This window comes from Tenacibaculum lutimaris, from assembly GCF_003610735.1.
Lineage (GTDB): Bacteria > Bacteroidota > Bacteroidia > Flavobacteriales > Flavobacteriaceae > Polaribacter > Polaribacter lutimaris.
Map to the genome: position 1 here is coordinate 39,537 of NZ_RAQM01000011.1, position 13,131 is coordinate 52,667.

Below are 13,131 nucleotides of genomic sequence, written 5' to 3' on the forward strand. Positions count from 1 at the left end.
TAAAAAAGAATCCCGCCGAAGCGGGATATATTTTATTTTACTTTTATTTGAAAAGCTTGTTTTCCTTCAATCGTTCCTGTTAAAATGTCATTCTCTACCACTTTACCAACACCTGCTGGTGTGCCTGTAAAAATGATATCTCCTTTTTTTAGGGTAAAATATTGTGATACATAACTAATCAATTCGTCAATTTTCCACAACATATTAGAGGTATTTCCATCTTGCACCACCTCATCATTCTTTTGTAACTGAAAAGAAATATTCTCTAAATCGAATTCTTCTTTTGGATAAAATTCGCCAACAATTGCGCTACCATCAAAAGCCTTTGCCTTTTCCCATGGTAACCCTTTTTCTTTGCATTGTGCTTGTACATCTCGTGCAGTAAAATCAATTCCTAGCCCAACAGTATCATAGTACTTATGTGCAAATTTTGGAGAAATATGTTTTCCTACTTTATTAATTTTCACCAATACTTCCACTTCATAATGCACATCATTTGAAAAAGGTGGAATGAAAAATGGCATTTTCTTAGGAAGAATAGCCGAATCTGGCTTTAAGAAAACCACTGGGTTTTCTGGTCTTTCATTTGCTAATTCTTCTATATGTTTTGCGTAATTACGCCCTATACAAATTATTTTCAATGTTGATTTGTTTTTACGTTTGACTTAGAAATTTCTCACTTTCGTTCGAAATGACAACCTACAACTGATAACTGATAACTGATTTTTAAGGTATCCAAGTTTTAGGGAAATTTGGCTTACGTTTTTCTAAAAACGCATCACGTCCTTCTTTAGCTTCATCTGTCATATAAGCTAAACGAGTTACTTCTCCTGCAAAGACTTGTTGTCCTACCATTCCGTCGTCCGTTAAATTCATTGCGAACTTTAACATTTTAATAGAAGTTGGTGATTTTGCTAAGATTTCTTGTGCCCAATCAAAAGCTGTTTGCTCTAACTCGTCATGAGGAATTACTGCATTTACCATTCCCATTTCATAAGCTTCTTGTGCTGAGTAATTTCTTCCTAAGAAAAAGATTTCACGAGCTTTTTTTTGCCCAACCATTTTCGCTAAATATGCCGATCCATAACCTGCATCAAATGAAGTTACATCAGCATCGGTTTGTTTAAAAATAGCGTGCTCTTTACTCGCTAAGGTTAAATCGCAAGTTACGTGTAAACTATGTCCGCCACCTACAGCCCAACCAGGAACTACACAAATTACTGCTTTTGGCATAAAACGGATTAAACGTTGCACTTCTAATATATTTAATCGGTGGTAACCATCATCTCCAACATATCCTTGATGTCCACGTGCGTTTTGATCTCCTCCAGAGCAAAAACTCCAAACTCCATCTTTAGTTGATGGTCCTTCTGCTGATAATAATACAACTCCGATATTGGTATCTTCGTGAGCATCATGAAAAGCATCTAATAACTCAGACGTAGTTTTAGGACGAAATGCATTACGCACATTTGGTCTGTTAAACGCTATTCTTGCTACATTATGTGATTTTTTATAGGTAATATCTTCGTATTCTTTGGCAACTTTCCAATCTGGTTGTATCATAATTTTAAAATATTGTCGTTATTTAGATGTACAAAAATAACATAATAACTTTATTTTTCTTTTCTATATTTGAACGATATAATTTACCCCTAGTATGAAACAACTATATTTATTATTTACCGTATTAATTAGCACTAATCTTTTTTCTCAAAAAATCATTTCTCAAAAAGTTAACTCTGAAGAATTAAGTGGAAGTAGAAATGTTAAAATTTATATTCCTCAAGGTTATGATGTAGACGAGACTACTAATTATCCATTAGCAATTGTATTAGGAGACGAGTATCTTTTTGATTTATATGTAGGAAATGCAAAACTGTATGCTAATGTAGATAAAGCTCCTAGACAAATTGTTGTTGGGATTGATATGAAAAACACTTATGGTAAAGATATATCAATAATACCTGCTAACAATGCCTTAACAACTTCTGGGGCACATTTTTTCAACTTTATAAAACATGAGTTAATTCCTTTTATGGAAGGTAATTTTAGAACTTCTCCTTTTATGACAATTGTAGGTGAAGGTAAAGCGGCTAACTTTTTAACTCATTATTTAAAAGATGAGCAACCTATTTTTAACTCGCTTATTTGTATTACTCCAGAGTTTCCTCAATTTGCACCAGCTATTTTAGAATCTTATTCTTTAAGCAGATTAGGTTCTATAGATAATACTTACTTTTTATACACTAGTAACAATAAAAAATATATAGACTCTAAGCAATACAATTTATTTAGTGAAATTAAAACACTATTAACTTCTTACGAAGCTAAAAACTTGCATATTAATTTTGATGAATTCCCTAATGCTCCTAACCATTTAGCTGTTATTGCCGAAACTATTCCAAGAGCATTCAATCAAATGTTTGCTTTGTATTCAAAAATCACTAAAGAGGAATTTGAAGCAAACGTTAAAGACTTAGCTCCGCTAGATGCTATTAAATATGTAGAGAAGAAATACTTAGATATTCAATATTTATATGGATCTAATTTAAATGTTCGTTTGGATGATATTTTTGTTATTGAAGACATAGTAATTGACAGACAAGACGGTGATTATCTTAGAGTTTTAGGTGACTTTGTTATGATAAAATATCCAGACTCACACATGGGAGATTTTTACATTGGTAAGTATTATGAGCTAGGAAAAGAATATGAAAAAGCTGATTTTTATTACAAAGCTGCTTATGGAAAAATGGATCCTTCAAATCCTAATGCAGATGCTTTTTACGAAAACATTAAACGTGTAAACGATTTAATGAAAACAGAAAAGAAAGAAAATCCTACTGAAGAAATAAACGAAAATCAGAATGAAGAGCAACAAGAAGAAGGTCAAGAATAGGTTATTTTAACACTATTCTATCCTCTTCTAATTCAATCATTTTATTTTTATACAAACTACCAATAGCTCTCTTGAATGCTTTTTTACTCATTTGTAAGTGAAATTTAATTGATTCAGGAGAGCTTTTATCTGTCAATAACAAAAAACCTTTCTCTTCTAACTTTCGTAAAACTTTATCTACATCAGAATCAATTACATTCTTAAAACCTTGCGGACGTAACGATACATCTATCTTTTCGTCTTCACGTATCTTTTTTACGTAACCAACAGTACGCATTCCTTCTTCTACATCACTAAAAACCTCATTGTTATATAACAACCCTTCATACGATTCATTAATTAAAACCGTATAACCTAAAGCTGTTTGAACTCCAATAACTAAATCTACCTTATCTCCTTCTTTTAATTCCATCTTATAAGTTTTTAAAATAGTTCTTTAAAACTACGTCATTTATTTCTTTTGGAGTAAATATCTCCATTATTTTTGGTTGCTCTGTTTCAACATAAAACTCATTTAACTCTTCATTCAACTCTTTTAAAGCTGCCACCTGAACATATTCAAAACCATACATTCTTGCCAAATGTTCTGCTGTTAAGTTGTGAGGCGTTTCAAAATAATCTGCCGCATTCGTCTTTAGTGGTCCAGGAATAAACCTAAAAATACCACCTCCTGCATTGTTTAATATTATAATTCTAAAATTCTTCGGAATATTGGTATTCCACAAAGCATTACTATCGTAAAAGAAGCTTAAATCTCCAGTAATAAACGTTGTTGGTTTCTCATCAGTAAACGCTGCGCCTACAGCAGTACTTGTACTACCATCTATACCACTTGTTCCTCTATTACAAAACACTCTTAAGGTAGAATTCACATCGAATAATTGAGAATATCGAATCGTAGAACTGTTACTAATTTGCAACTGAGATTCATTAGGAAGTTTTTCTAAAATCGCTTCAAATACTTTTAAATCTGAATACTCACAGTTTTGCAAATATGCTTCGTGTTTCTCAACTCTTAAACTCTTTTCTTTTAACCATTTTTGCTGATAATCACTTCCAATACCTTCACTCTTCACTGATAACGCTGTTAAAAATTCAACAGGATTTGTTTGAACAAACTCCGACAAACAATGATAGGTATCCATCGCTTTTAACTCATCGACATGCCAATGGTGATTTGGTGGCGACTTTCGTAAAAGTTGTTTAATTTTCTTAGAAATTACCATTCCTCCTAAAGTTACTAATACTTCAGGTTTAAATTCCTCAAACTCTTCAGAAGACAAAGGAAAAATCAACTTATCAATACTATTGATAAACTTCGGATGATATATATTAGAAGTCGTTTCAGTTAAAACTATTACAGAATCATCTTCTGCATACTTCAATAAAACCTTTTGTAATTCAACATCAGGAAAACTACTTCCTACTAAAATCATTTTTTTAGTTGAAACATTCCAAATAGAAGCTAATTTTTCTAAATCAAAAGATTGTTTTGTTTCACTCGAAATGACATTTGAAAAATTAAAAGATTGTAATTCTTCTACCGTTTCATATAAAGGCTCATCAAACGGAACATTGACATGTACTGGTCCCTTCTTGTTAATCGCAGTTTGTATTGCTTTTGTCAACAAGTCAGAGTTATTTTTTAACTGATTCTCTTCTTCAATCAAATTCGCTGAGAACAAAATATGATTTTCAAACACATTTTCTTGACGGATCGTTTGTCCGTCTCCAATATCAATTAAATGTTTTGGTCTATCCGCAGAAATTACTATTAACGGAATTTGACTATAATATGCCTCTGCGATTGCAGGATAATAGTTTAATAAAGCTGAACCTGAAGAACATGTAATTACTACAGGTTTTTGAGTTTGTTGCGCTATTCCTAACGCAAAAAAAGCAGCACAACGCTCATCAACAACACTTAATGCGTTTGTTTTTGGATGATTTGAAAATCCGACAGTAAGTGGTGCGTTACGAGAACCTGGAGAAATAACCACAGTATCAACATCAAATTCATGACATGCAGTAATAACAAGTTGTGCGAGTTCTTTTTTTGGGTACATATCTTTTAAAAAATGAGATTCCCGCTTTCGCGGGAATGACAAAATACTAAAACCAACTTTGTTGATTAGTTTCCTTTCTTATAATCTGCTAAAAATTTAGCTAAACCAATATCTGTTAATGGGTGCTTTAATAATCCTTCAATTGCGCTTAAAGGTCCAGTCATAACATCGGCTCCTATTTTAGCACAATCAATTACGTGCATTGTGTGACGTACTGATGCTGCCAATATTTGTGTATCAAACAAATAGTTATCATAAATCTGACGAATTTCTGAAATTAAATTTAATCCATCTGTAGAAATATCATCTAAACGACCAATAAATGGAGACACGTAAGTTGCTCCTGCCTTTGCTGCTAATAATGCTTGACCTGCTGAAAACACAAGAGTTACATTTGTTTTAATTCCTTTATCAGAAAAATATTTACACGCTTTAATACCATCAGCAATCATTGGTAATTTTACCACAATTTGAGGATGTAATGCAGCTAACGCTTCACCTTCTTTTATCATACTATCAAAATCAGTAGCAATTACCTCAGCAGAAACATCTCCTTCTACTATTTCGCAAATTGCTTTGTAGTGATTGATAATGTTATCTTCTCCTGTTATTCCTTCTTTAGCCATTAATGACGGATTTGTTGTTACTCCGTCTAAAATACCTAAAGCCTGTGCTTCTCTAATTTGATCTAAGTTAGCTGTATCAATAAAAAATTTCATCTGTATATTTATTATGTAGTTGTGTTCTAATTTTTGAATTCTACGAGAGTACAACTCTCTTTAAAACAACGCATAAAACAATATTTTATGCCGTAATTTTCTTTAATTACTAATCTTCTGCGAATTTACAATTTATAATGATTCATTAGTAATTTTTCATAAACTTTATCAGGTAAGATTCTTTTTAATACAATTGAAAATTTCTCCATAAATCCACCAACTTTATAGTGAATTTTAGGATTCTTATTTTCAATGATTTTATAAATTGCTTCTGCCATAAGTATTGGGTCTGCTCCCGAATCAACATGAGCATCCATTAAAGCTAAATTTTCAGCATATTTTTCTTTGTAAGCAGAATTTTCAAAAACAGGTGTATGGTATCTTCCCGCAGCAATATTCGTGGCAAAATCTCCTGGAGCTACGTTTACAACCTTAATTCCGAAGCTTTTTACCTCCATACTCAACGCTTCTGTTACTAACTCTAACGCTCCTTTACTTGCAGAATAAATCCCTCTAAAAGGTAACCCCATGTACCCTGCGATTGATGTTGTATTAATAATCGTTCCTGATTGTTGCTTTCGCATATAAGGTAATACTTCTTTAACTACATCAATTACTCCAAAGAAGTTTGTATTAAAATTATCTTTTATTTCTTCTGTTGGAGTATCTTCAATAGGACCTGTAATTCCTTTTCCTGCATTGTTTATTAACACATCAATCTTTCCTTCAGCAGTAATTACTTCTTCTACAGCTTTCTTTATCGATTCTTGATTAGTTACATCTAATGCTACCATTTGAAACGGAGTAGTTATTTTTTGAGGATTTCTACTTGTTCCGTAAATTTTAAATCCTCTATCATGTAAATAAGTAGCAATTGATTTTCCTATTCCTGAAGAAGCTCCTGTTATGAAAACTATTTTTGACATTCTTGTAATTTTAAGCAAATATCTTAAAGTTGCCTCCAATAAAAAAACTTTAAAACTTATCTTAGCGTTTTATCCCATCAAGAACAAACACTATGCATAATTCTTTATCAGTTTTTATGACATCTTTGGCAATATTAATTGCTGGATGTTCTTCTTCTACTGCTCAAAAAAGCACATCGTTATTTTCTAAAAGTGAAACATTTACACGCCAAGATTCTTTGCGTGGTTCTATTACTCCAGAAAGATCGTGGTGGGACTTAACATATTACCACCTTAATGTAGCTGTGAATCCTGATAAAAAATTTATTAAAGGAAAAAACACTGTACAATATAAAGTTTTAAAACCTCATCAAGTTTTACAAATAGACTTGCAACCTCCTTTAAAAATTACCAAAGCGATTCAAAATAATGAAGAGCTAAAAGTTGTTTCTGAAGGTAATGCACATTTTATTCAACTGAAATCTCCGCAAAAAGAAGGAGCTATAAATTCTGTTGATGTGTATTACGAAGGAAATCCTAAAGAAGCGATTAGAGCTCCTTGGGATGGTGGTTTTTCTTGGAAAAAAGATAGTAATGGAAATCATTTTGTTGCTACTTCATGTCAAGGATTAGGAGCTAGTGTTTGGTGGCCAAACAAAGACCATATGTACGACGAAGTGGATAGTATGGCGATTAGTGTTCGTATACCTAAAAACTTAATGGATGTTTCTAATGGGCGTTTACGAAATATTGAACAACATAATGATAACACAACCACCTACCATTGGTTTGTTGATAATCCGATTAACAATTACGGAGTAAATGTAAATATTGGAGATTATGTGCATTTTTCTGAGAAATACCAAGGTGAAGATGGAGAGTTAGACATGAATTATTATGTGTTACGTGACAATCTTAAAAAAGCCAAAAAGCAGTTTAAAGATGCTCCTAAGATGATGAAAGCTTTTGAACATTGGTTTGGTAAATATCCCTTTTATGAAGATGGTTTTAAACTAGTAGAAGTTCCGTACTTAGGAATGGAACATCAAAGTTCAGTTACTTACGGAAATCAATATAAAAATGGGTATTTAGGTAGAGATTTATCTGGAACTGGTTGGGGATTAAAATTTGACTTTATTATTATTCACGAAGCTGGTCATGAATGGTTTGCTAACAATATTACCAATGTAGACATTGCTGATATGTGGATTCATGAAAGTTTTACAGCTTACTCTGAAAACTTGTTCTTAGATTACTATTACGGAAAAAAAGCGTCTGCTGAATATGTTATTGGAACACGAAGTTCTATTCAAAATGACAAACCAATTATTGGACATTACAATGTTAATAATGAAGGTTCTGGAGATATGTATTACAAAGGAGCTAATATGTTACACACCATTCGTCAATTGGTAAACGATGATGAAAAATGGCGTCAAATTTTACGTGGTTTAAATGCTGATTTTTACCATAAAACAGTAACTACCCAAGAAATTGAACAATACATGATTGATAAATCAGGTATTGATTTAAGTAAAGTATTCGATCAATATTTACGTACGGTGAAGATTCCTGAGTTAGAGTATACAATTGAAAACAATACCTTAAAATATCGCTGGAATAATGTTGTTAAAGGTTTTAATATGCCTGTAAAGGTAATTATTGATGGAAAGGTTGAATTGATAAACCCTACTGAGAATTGGCAAACAAAAACTATGAAAGCAAGTTCTATTAAAATTGACAAGAACTATTACATAAACTCTAAATCCGTTTAAAACTTCATATTCTATCAAATTTTGAACTTACAGTAGCCAAAAAACTTACTAAAAACTAAACATAAAAAAAACTCGAACCTTTTAAAATTCGAGTTTTTTTTTATGATTGCTAAATTATCTTAGTAATCTAATCTTTTTAAGTAGTCTAGTTTTTCTTGCCAAAGATCTAATTGGTCTTTGAAATCTTGAATTCCCTTACGAACATTTTGCACTAAAGGATTATCTTCTGTAGCATTAGAAATAAAGCTTAAGTTATTTTCTAACTGTTGCATTTCGCGTACAGTTTCATCTATTTTCTTTCTAATAAAGAACTGTTCGCTATCTAGCTTTCTGTAATCTTCTTGTGCTAAATACGTATCAACAACACCTTTAAACTTCATCATTTCAATATCAATTCTACCCATATCTAGCTTGTCTAGATGTGCGTCCATTGCTTTATTAAACTTTTCATCTAAATGACGAGCATTTCTAGGTAAAGCTCCTAAATCTCTCCACTCTCCTAACACTCTTTCAACATCTTCTTCTGTTTTGATGTCTTCAGATTTTACCTGTTCAATATATTCTTTTTTAGCTTCTACGGTAGCTAATTGTTCTTTGTTTTGTTCATTTTTTAAGGCGTGTAATCTATCAAAATAGTGATTACAAGCATTTTTAAAACGTTTCCAAATATCATCAGAAAATTTTCTAGGTACATGTCCTATTTTTTTCCAATCTGATTGAATACGCTTCATTGTATTGGTTGTTTCATTCCAGTCCTCACTGTTTTTTAAACTTTCAGCTAGTTCAACCAATTCCATTTTTCTTTTTAAGTTGTCATTCTGCGCACTTTTTTCATTTTTATAAAAAGCGTTTTTTGCAGTATTAAACTTTTTAGTCGCAGCTTTAAAATCCTGCCAAACAGCTTCACTCTTGCTGTAAGGAAGTTTTCCTATATCGAAGTATTTTTTACGTAGTTTTTCTATTTCTACTATACTCTTTTGCCAATCGTTATGAGTTTTGTTCTTAGAAGTATCGTAAGCCTTAATTTCAGCTGCTACTGCCAATTTAGCATCGATCATTTCTTGGTACTTTGATTTTAGTTCTCTAAAGTACTGATGACGCTTATCGTGTATTTTTTTGGTAGCTTCACTAAATTTACCCCAAACCTCTTCTCTATTTTCTTTTGCAACAGGCCCTACTTCTTCCTTCCATAAACGGTGTAACTCTTGTAACTCTTTAAAAGCTACATTTACATCCTCAATATCATTTAAAGCCTCTGCTCTTTCAATTAACCCTAACTTTTCTTCTAAATTATGTTTAAAATCAAGCTCTCTAAAATCTTTATTTAAATGCAATAAATCGTAAAAACGCTCTACGTGATGGTGATAGGTTCTCCAAGTATCATTATATTTTGTTTTAGGAACTGGACCAATGCTCTTCCAACGATTTTGAATTTCTTGAAAATCGTTATACATCGTTTTAGGATCAGCGTTTTCGATTAAACTCTTTAACTCTTCAATTAAATTATTTCTTCTTTCTAAATTCTCTTTTAGTTGCTTTTCTAATTGAGAATAATACGCATCTCTTTTGGTTTTATATTCACCAAGTAATTTGTTGTATTCTGTTTTTACAGGGCTAGAAAATTGAAAATCAATAGAATTACCACCTTCTGCTAAAAAAGCTTCTTTTTTCTTAGCAAGTAAAGCTCCAAACTTTGAGTTGAATGCTATTTTTAAAGCATCTACATTTGATTTTAATTGTTGAACTGGATAATCTTTTAATAATTTTTTTAATTCATCAACCAATTTTTCTAATTCCATCGAATCATAATCAAGCATTGGAATTTCGTGCTTTTCGTCTGCTTTTTCAGATTCATTAGCTACCTCATTTTCTACTTCATTAACTGCATTTTCAGTTTCCTTACTCGCGTTGTTTTGTTCTTCTGTAACTGGGTTTTCTACTTTCTCTTCGTTATTTTCTAACATATCTACAATGTTTAAGTTCCTTTGATTTAGATTATAAAGATACGGATTCTAATATAATAGCAAATTTTATTTTCATTTTTAAAGAATTAGTCTTCATTCCATATTTCCCAAGCTTTTTCAGCTTGAAGTTCTAACATTTCTAATCCGTTTTTTATGGTTGCTCCTTTTTCTTTTCCTTTTTTCAAAAAAGTAGTTTCTGTTGGATTGTATATTAAATCGTATAATAAATGTTTACTTGAAATAAATTCATAGGGAATATCAGGACAATTTTCTATATTCGGATGTGTTCCTAATGGTGTACAATTTACAATTAGGTGATATGAACTCATCATTTCTTCAGTAATATCACTATAAGAAATTTGCTTTTTCCCTTCTGGTGTTCTAGAAACTTGTTTGTATTTAATTTCTAAAGTTTCAAACACAAAAGCTACAGCTTTGGACGCTCCTCCTGTACCTAAAATCAATGCTTTTTTATGATTTTTTTTCAATAAAGGTTTTAATGACTTTTTAAACCCATATACATCAGTGTTATACCCTTTCAACCTCCCTTTTTTGGAGATTTTTATAGTATTTACTGCTCCAACCTTCAATGCTTTTTTATCAATTCTATCTAAAAAATTAAAGACTTCTAACTTATAAGGGATAGTTACATTCATCCCTTTTAATCTTTTTTTATTCTCTTTTATCTTTTGAGGAAGTTCATGTATTGATTGAATATCAAAATTGATATACTTATGATCTTCTAAGTCTAACTTTTCAAATTTTTTAGTAAAATATCCACGAGAAAATGAGTAGGAAATATTTTTCCCTACTAAAGCATATAAGTGCTTATTTTCTTTTTCTGTCATAAAAATCAATAATTAAGATTAATGCGATTCCAATAATAATGAATCCTATTGAAACCCATGTTTCTTGATTGTTAAAATTAGGAATAAACCTTTGGTAGTTTTCGATGATCTTATTCCCGTTCTGATCTAGTAAAAAAGAAGCTCCTTCGGTTTTGTATATTGTTTTTTTCCAAGGCCAAACAACTCCTAGAGATCCGGTAATAAACCCTATAATAATTGCTGTTACAATCTGATGCCATCTTTTTAACACATACCCTAACACATGTGAAATAGAAACTAATCCGAATGCTGAACCCGCAGTAAAAACTGCTATTATTTTTAAGTATCTTACTTTAACCTCATCTTGTAACACCTCGAAATTACCCGAAATTAAATTCGTTATTACGTGTCCTAAAACATTTACACTATCGACTAGTAATAACACATAATTCCCTAACAGTATTAAAATAAAAGATCCTGATAACCCTGGCAATGTCATTCCAGAAACACCGATAATTCCGCACACAAACACAAACCATAAATTATCATTCTCTGTTGCTGGCGTCATAAAGCTAATAGAGATGCCTACTGCAACTCCAATTAGTAAACCTATTATTGTTTTAGGTTTCCAATCTCCAAAGTCTTTTGAAATGTAATAAATAGAACCTATAATCATTCCGAAGAACCATGACCAGACATATAACTCGTAATTTTTCAGAAAATAATCTAACACCAAAGAAACGCTAAAGTAACTAAACATACTTCCTGCCATTACCCATACTAAAAACTGTAGGTTGGTATAATTTGAAAAACTTTTAAATCTACCATTAAAAAGTAGTTTAAAAGCCTTACCATTTATTCTCTGAAATGTATAAATAAGTTCTTCATAAAACCCCATAACAAAGGCTACCATGCCACCAGAAACCCCAGGCACTTTATTAGCACCTCCCATGATTAGGCCTTTTAAAAAAAGATGGATTTTTTGTAGTAGCGTACGCTCTTTATACATATTGTTTGATTAGAACGCTAAGTTACTTATTTTCTATTGCTTTTTTACCGCTAATTTTTCTAGCATTAAAATTAGTCCAAACCCTAATAATGCTAGCACTACTGAATACATTAACTGAGGATTTCCGTCGTAAGAAAAAGGTGAAATTGATAATTCATTAAACGGAACTTGTTCTCCATGTGAATTGGTACGATACGTTAACACTTTTTTCCATGGCCAAATTTTATTTAATGAACCAATAATAAAACCTGTTAACACTACCAATGTATAGTTTTTATAGTTTGCAAATAGATACTTTAAAACTCTTGAAAAAGATAACAACCCAATAATTGCTCCTAAAGCTACAACTGCTATCGTTGCTAAATCGCGGTTATTTACTGCTGCTAAAACAGGCTTATATGCTCCTAAAAGCACCAAAATAAAGGATCCTGAAATACCTGGTAAAATCATCGCACAAATTGCAATTGCCCCTGCTAAGAACATAAACGGCATAGAAGAATGTTCAGAAACTAACGGATTTAATGTAGTGATATAATAAGCTACAATTGCCCCTACAATTAGTAAAACTCCTGATACCATATTCCATTGTGTCACTTGTTTTGCTATGTAAATAACGCTTGCTAATACCAATCCGAAGAAAAAAGACCACACTAAAATCGGATGATTCGTTAACAACCAAGATATTATTTTTGCCAATGAAACTATACTGATAAAAATCCCTACCAAAAGAGAAGCTAAAAAATTACCATTAGCTTGTTTCCAAGCTGCTTTTATTCCTTCTTTTCTTAGTGTTTTTAATAGCTTTAAGTTAATATTACTGATAGACCCCAGCAGTTCTTCATAAATTCCAGAAATAAATGCAATTGTACCTCCTGAAACTCCAGGAACAACATCAGCAGCTCCCATAGCCATTCCCTTCAACAAGATTACCATGTAATCCTTTATAGTTCTCGTCATAAAATTA

The 13,131-nt window shown here is 31.6% G+C and carries 12 protein-coding genes; 2 read left to right on the top strand and 10 right to left on the bottom strand.

All coding sequences use genetic code 11. From position 1 onward, the window contains the following. Window positions 1-32 precede the first annotated feature (32 nt). Complete coding sequence (locus C8N26_RS11590) at window positions 33-641, bottom strand: fumarylacetoacetate hydrolase family protein (RefSeq protein ID WP_120187426.1); 609 nt, start codon at window positions 639-641, stop codon at window positions 33-35. An 85-nt stretch (window positions 642-726) separates the two neighbouring features. Beyond that, the gene (locus C8N26_RS11595; RefSeq protein ID WP_047790629.1) at window positions 727-1,566 is read right to left on the bottom strand and encodes a 1,4-dihydroxy-2-naphthoyl-CoA synthase; all 840 of its coding nucleotides are present in this window, start codon (window positions 1,564-1,566) and stop codon (window positions 727-729) included. 94 nt (window positions 1,567-1,660) lie between these two features. Here C8N26_RS11595 and C8N26_RS11600 point away from each other — a divergent pair, with 94 nt between their 5' ends. Next, a complete protein-coding gene (locus C8N26_RS11600; protein ID WP_120187427.1) occupies window positions 1,661-2,902 on the top strand; it encodes an alpha/beta hydrolase-fold protein in 1,242 nt (413 codons plus the stop codon). A 1-nt stretch (window position 2,903) separates the two neighbouring features. On the opposite strand, the gene C8N26_RS11605 is transcribed toward C8N26_RS11600, so the two are convergent. The 4 genes from C8N26_RS11605 to C8N26_RS11620 all read right to left on the bottom strand — a co-directional run bounded on the left by C8N26_RS11605 (window position 2,904) and on the right by C8N26_RS11620 (window position 6,613). Next, window positions 2,904-3,314 (bottom strand): S1 RNA-binding domain-containing protein, encoded by a 411-nt coding sequence (locus tag C8N26_RS11605; RefSeq protein ID WP_120187428.1) that lies wholly within the window; start codon window positions 3,312-3,314, stop codon window positions 2,904-2,906. 1 nt (window position 3,315) lies between these two features. After that, the gene (menD, locus tag C8N26_RS11610; protein WP_120187429.1) at window positions 3,316-4,968 is read right to left on the bottom strand and encodes a 2-succinyl-5-enolpyruvyl-6-hydroxy-3-cyclohexene-1-carboxylic-acid synthase; all 1,653 of its coding nucleotides are present in this window, start codon (window positions 4,966-4,968) and stop codon (window positions 3,316-3,318) included. Between the two features lie 65 nt (window positions 4,969-5,033). Then, window positions 5,034-5,687 (bottom strand): fructose-6-phosphate aldolase, encoded by a 654-nt coding sequence (fsa, locus tag C8N26_RS11615; protein ID WP_120187430.1) that lies wholly within the window; start codon window positions 5,685-5,687, stop codon window positions 5,034-5,036. Window positions 5,688-5,812: 125 nt separating this feature from the next. Then, entirely contained in the window at window positions 5,813-6,613 is an 801-nt protein-coding gene (locus C8N26_RS11620; protein WP_120187431.1) for an SDR family oxidoreductase, read from the bottom strand. Between the two features lie 92 nt (window positions 6,614-6,705). Between C8N26_RS11620 and C8N26_RS11625 the strand changes: the two genes are divergently transcribed. Beyond that, window positions 6,706-8,367: a M1 family metallopeptidase gene (locus C8N26_RS11625; RefSeq protein WP_245962563.1), complete on the top strand. Its 1,662-nt coding sequence runs from the start codon at window positions 6,706-6,708 to the stop codon at window positions 8,365-8,367. Between the two features lie 119 nt (window positions 8,368-8,486). Here the strand turns inward: C8N26_RS11625 and C8N26_RS11630 are convergent, their stop codons facing one another. From C8N26_RS11630 to C8N26_RS11645, 4 genes are all read right to left on the bottom strand, one after another. Next, window positions 8,487-10,331, bottom strand: coding sequence for a DUF349 domain-containing protein (locus tag C8N26_RS11630; RefSeq protein ID WP_120187432.1), 1,845 nt, complete (start codon window positions 10,329-10,331; stop codon window positions 8,487-8,489). A gap of 86 nt (window positions 10,332-10,417) precedes the next feature. Beyond that, on the bottom strand, window positions 10,418-11,179 hold the full coding sequence (locus C8N26_RS11635; protein WP_120187433.1) for a shikimate dehydrogenase family protein: 762 nt from the start codon (window positions 11,177-11,179) through the stop codon (window positions 10,418-10,420). After that, window positions 11,160-12,167 (bottom strand): DUF368 domain-containing protein, encoded by a 1,008-nt coding sequence (locus tag C8N26_RS11640; RefSeq protein ID WP_120187434.1) that lies wholly within the window; start codon window positions 12,165-12,167, stop codon window positions 11,160-11,162. The genes C8N26_RS11635 and C8N26_RS11640 overlap by 20 nt, the downstream gene beginning before the upstream one ends. A gap of 33 nt (window positions 12,168-12,200) precedes the next feature. Then, complete coding sequence (locus C8N26_RS11645) at window positions 12,201-13,124, bottom strand: DUF368 domain-containing protein (protein WP_120187435.1); 924 nt, start codon at window positions 13,122-13,124, stop codon at window positions 12,201-12,203. Window positions 13,125-13,131: the final 7 nt, after the last annotated feature.

Coding starts and splice junctions, on each gene's coding strand:
- C8N26_RS11635 (WP_120187433.1), bottom strand. CDS start 11,179: ATGACAGAAAAAGAAAATAAGCACTTATATGCTTTAGTAGGGAAAAAT.
- menD (WP_120187429.1), bottom strand. CDS start 4,968: ATGTACCCAAAAAAAGAACTCGCACAACTTGTTATTACTGCATGTCAT.
- C8N26_RS11600 (WP_120187427.1), top strand. CDS start 1,661: ATGAAACAACTATATTTATTATTTACCGTATTAATTAGCACTAATCTT.
- C8N26_RS11605 (WP_120187428.1), bottom strand. CDS start 3,314: ATGGAATTAAAAGAAGGAGATAAGGTAGATTTAGTTATTGGAGTTCAA.
- fsa (WP_120187430.1), bottom strand. CDS start 5,687: ATGAAATTTTTTATTGATACAGCTAACTTAGATCAAATTAGAGAAGCA.
- C8N26_RS11630 (WP_120187432.1), bottom strand. CDS start 10,331: ATGTTAGAAAATAACGAAGAGAAAGTAGAAAACCCAGTTACAGAAGAA.
- C8N26_RS11595 (WP_047790629.1), bottom strand. CDS start 1,566: ATGATACAACCAGATTGGAAAGTTGCCAAAGAATACGAAGATATTACC.
- C8N26_RS11620 (WP_120187431.1), bottom strand. CDS start 6,613: ATGTCAAAAATAGTTTTCATAACAGGAGCTTCTTCAGGAATAGGAAAA.
- C8N26_RS11625 (WP_245962563.1), top strand. CDS start 6,706: ATGCATAATTCTTTATCAGTTTTTATGACATCTTTGGCAATATTAATT.
- C8N26_RS11640 (WP_120187434.1), bottom strand. CDS start 12,167: ATGTATAAAGAGCGTACGCTACTACAAAAAATCCATCTTTTTTTAAAA.
- C8N26_RS11645 (WP_120187435.1), bottom strand. CDS start 13,124: ATGACGAGAACTATAAAGGATTACATGGTAATCTTGTTGAAGGGAATG.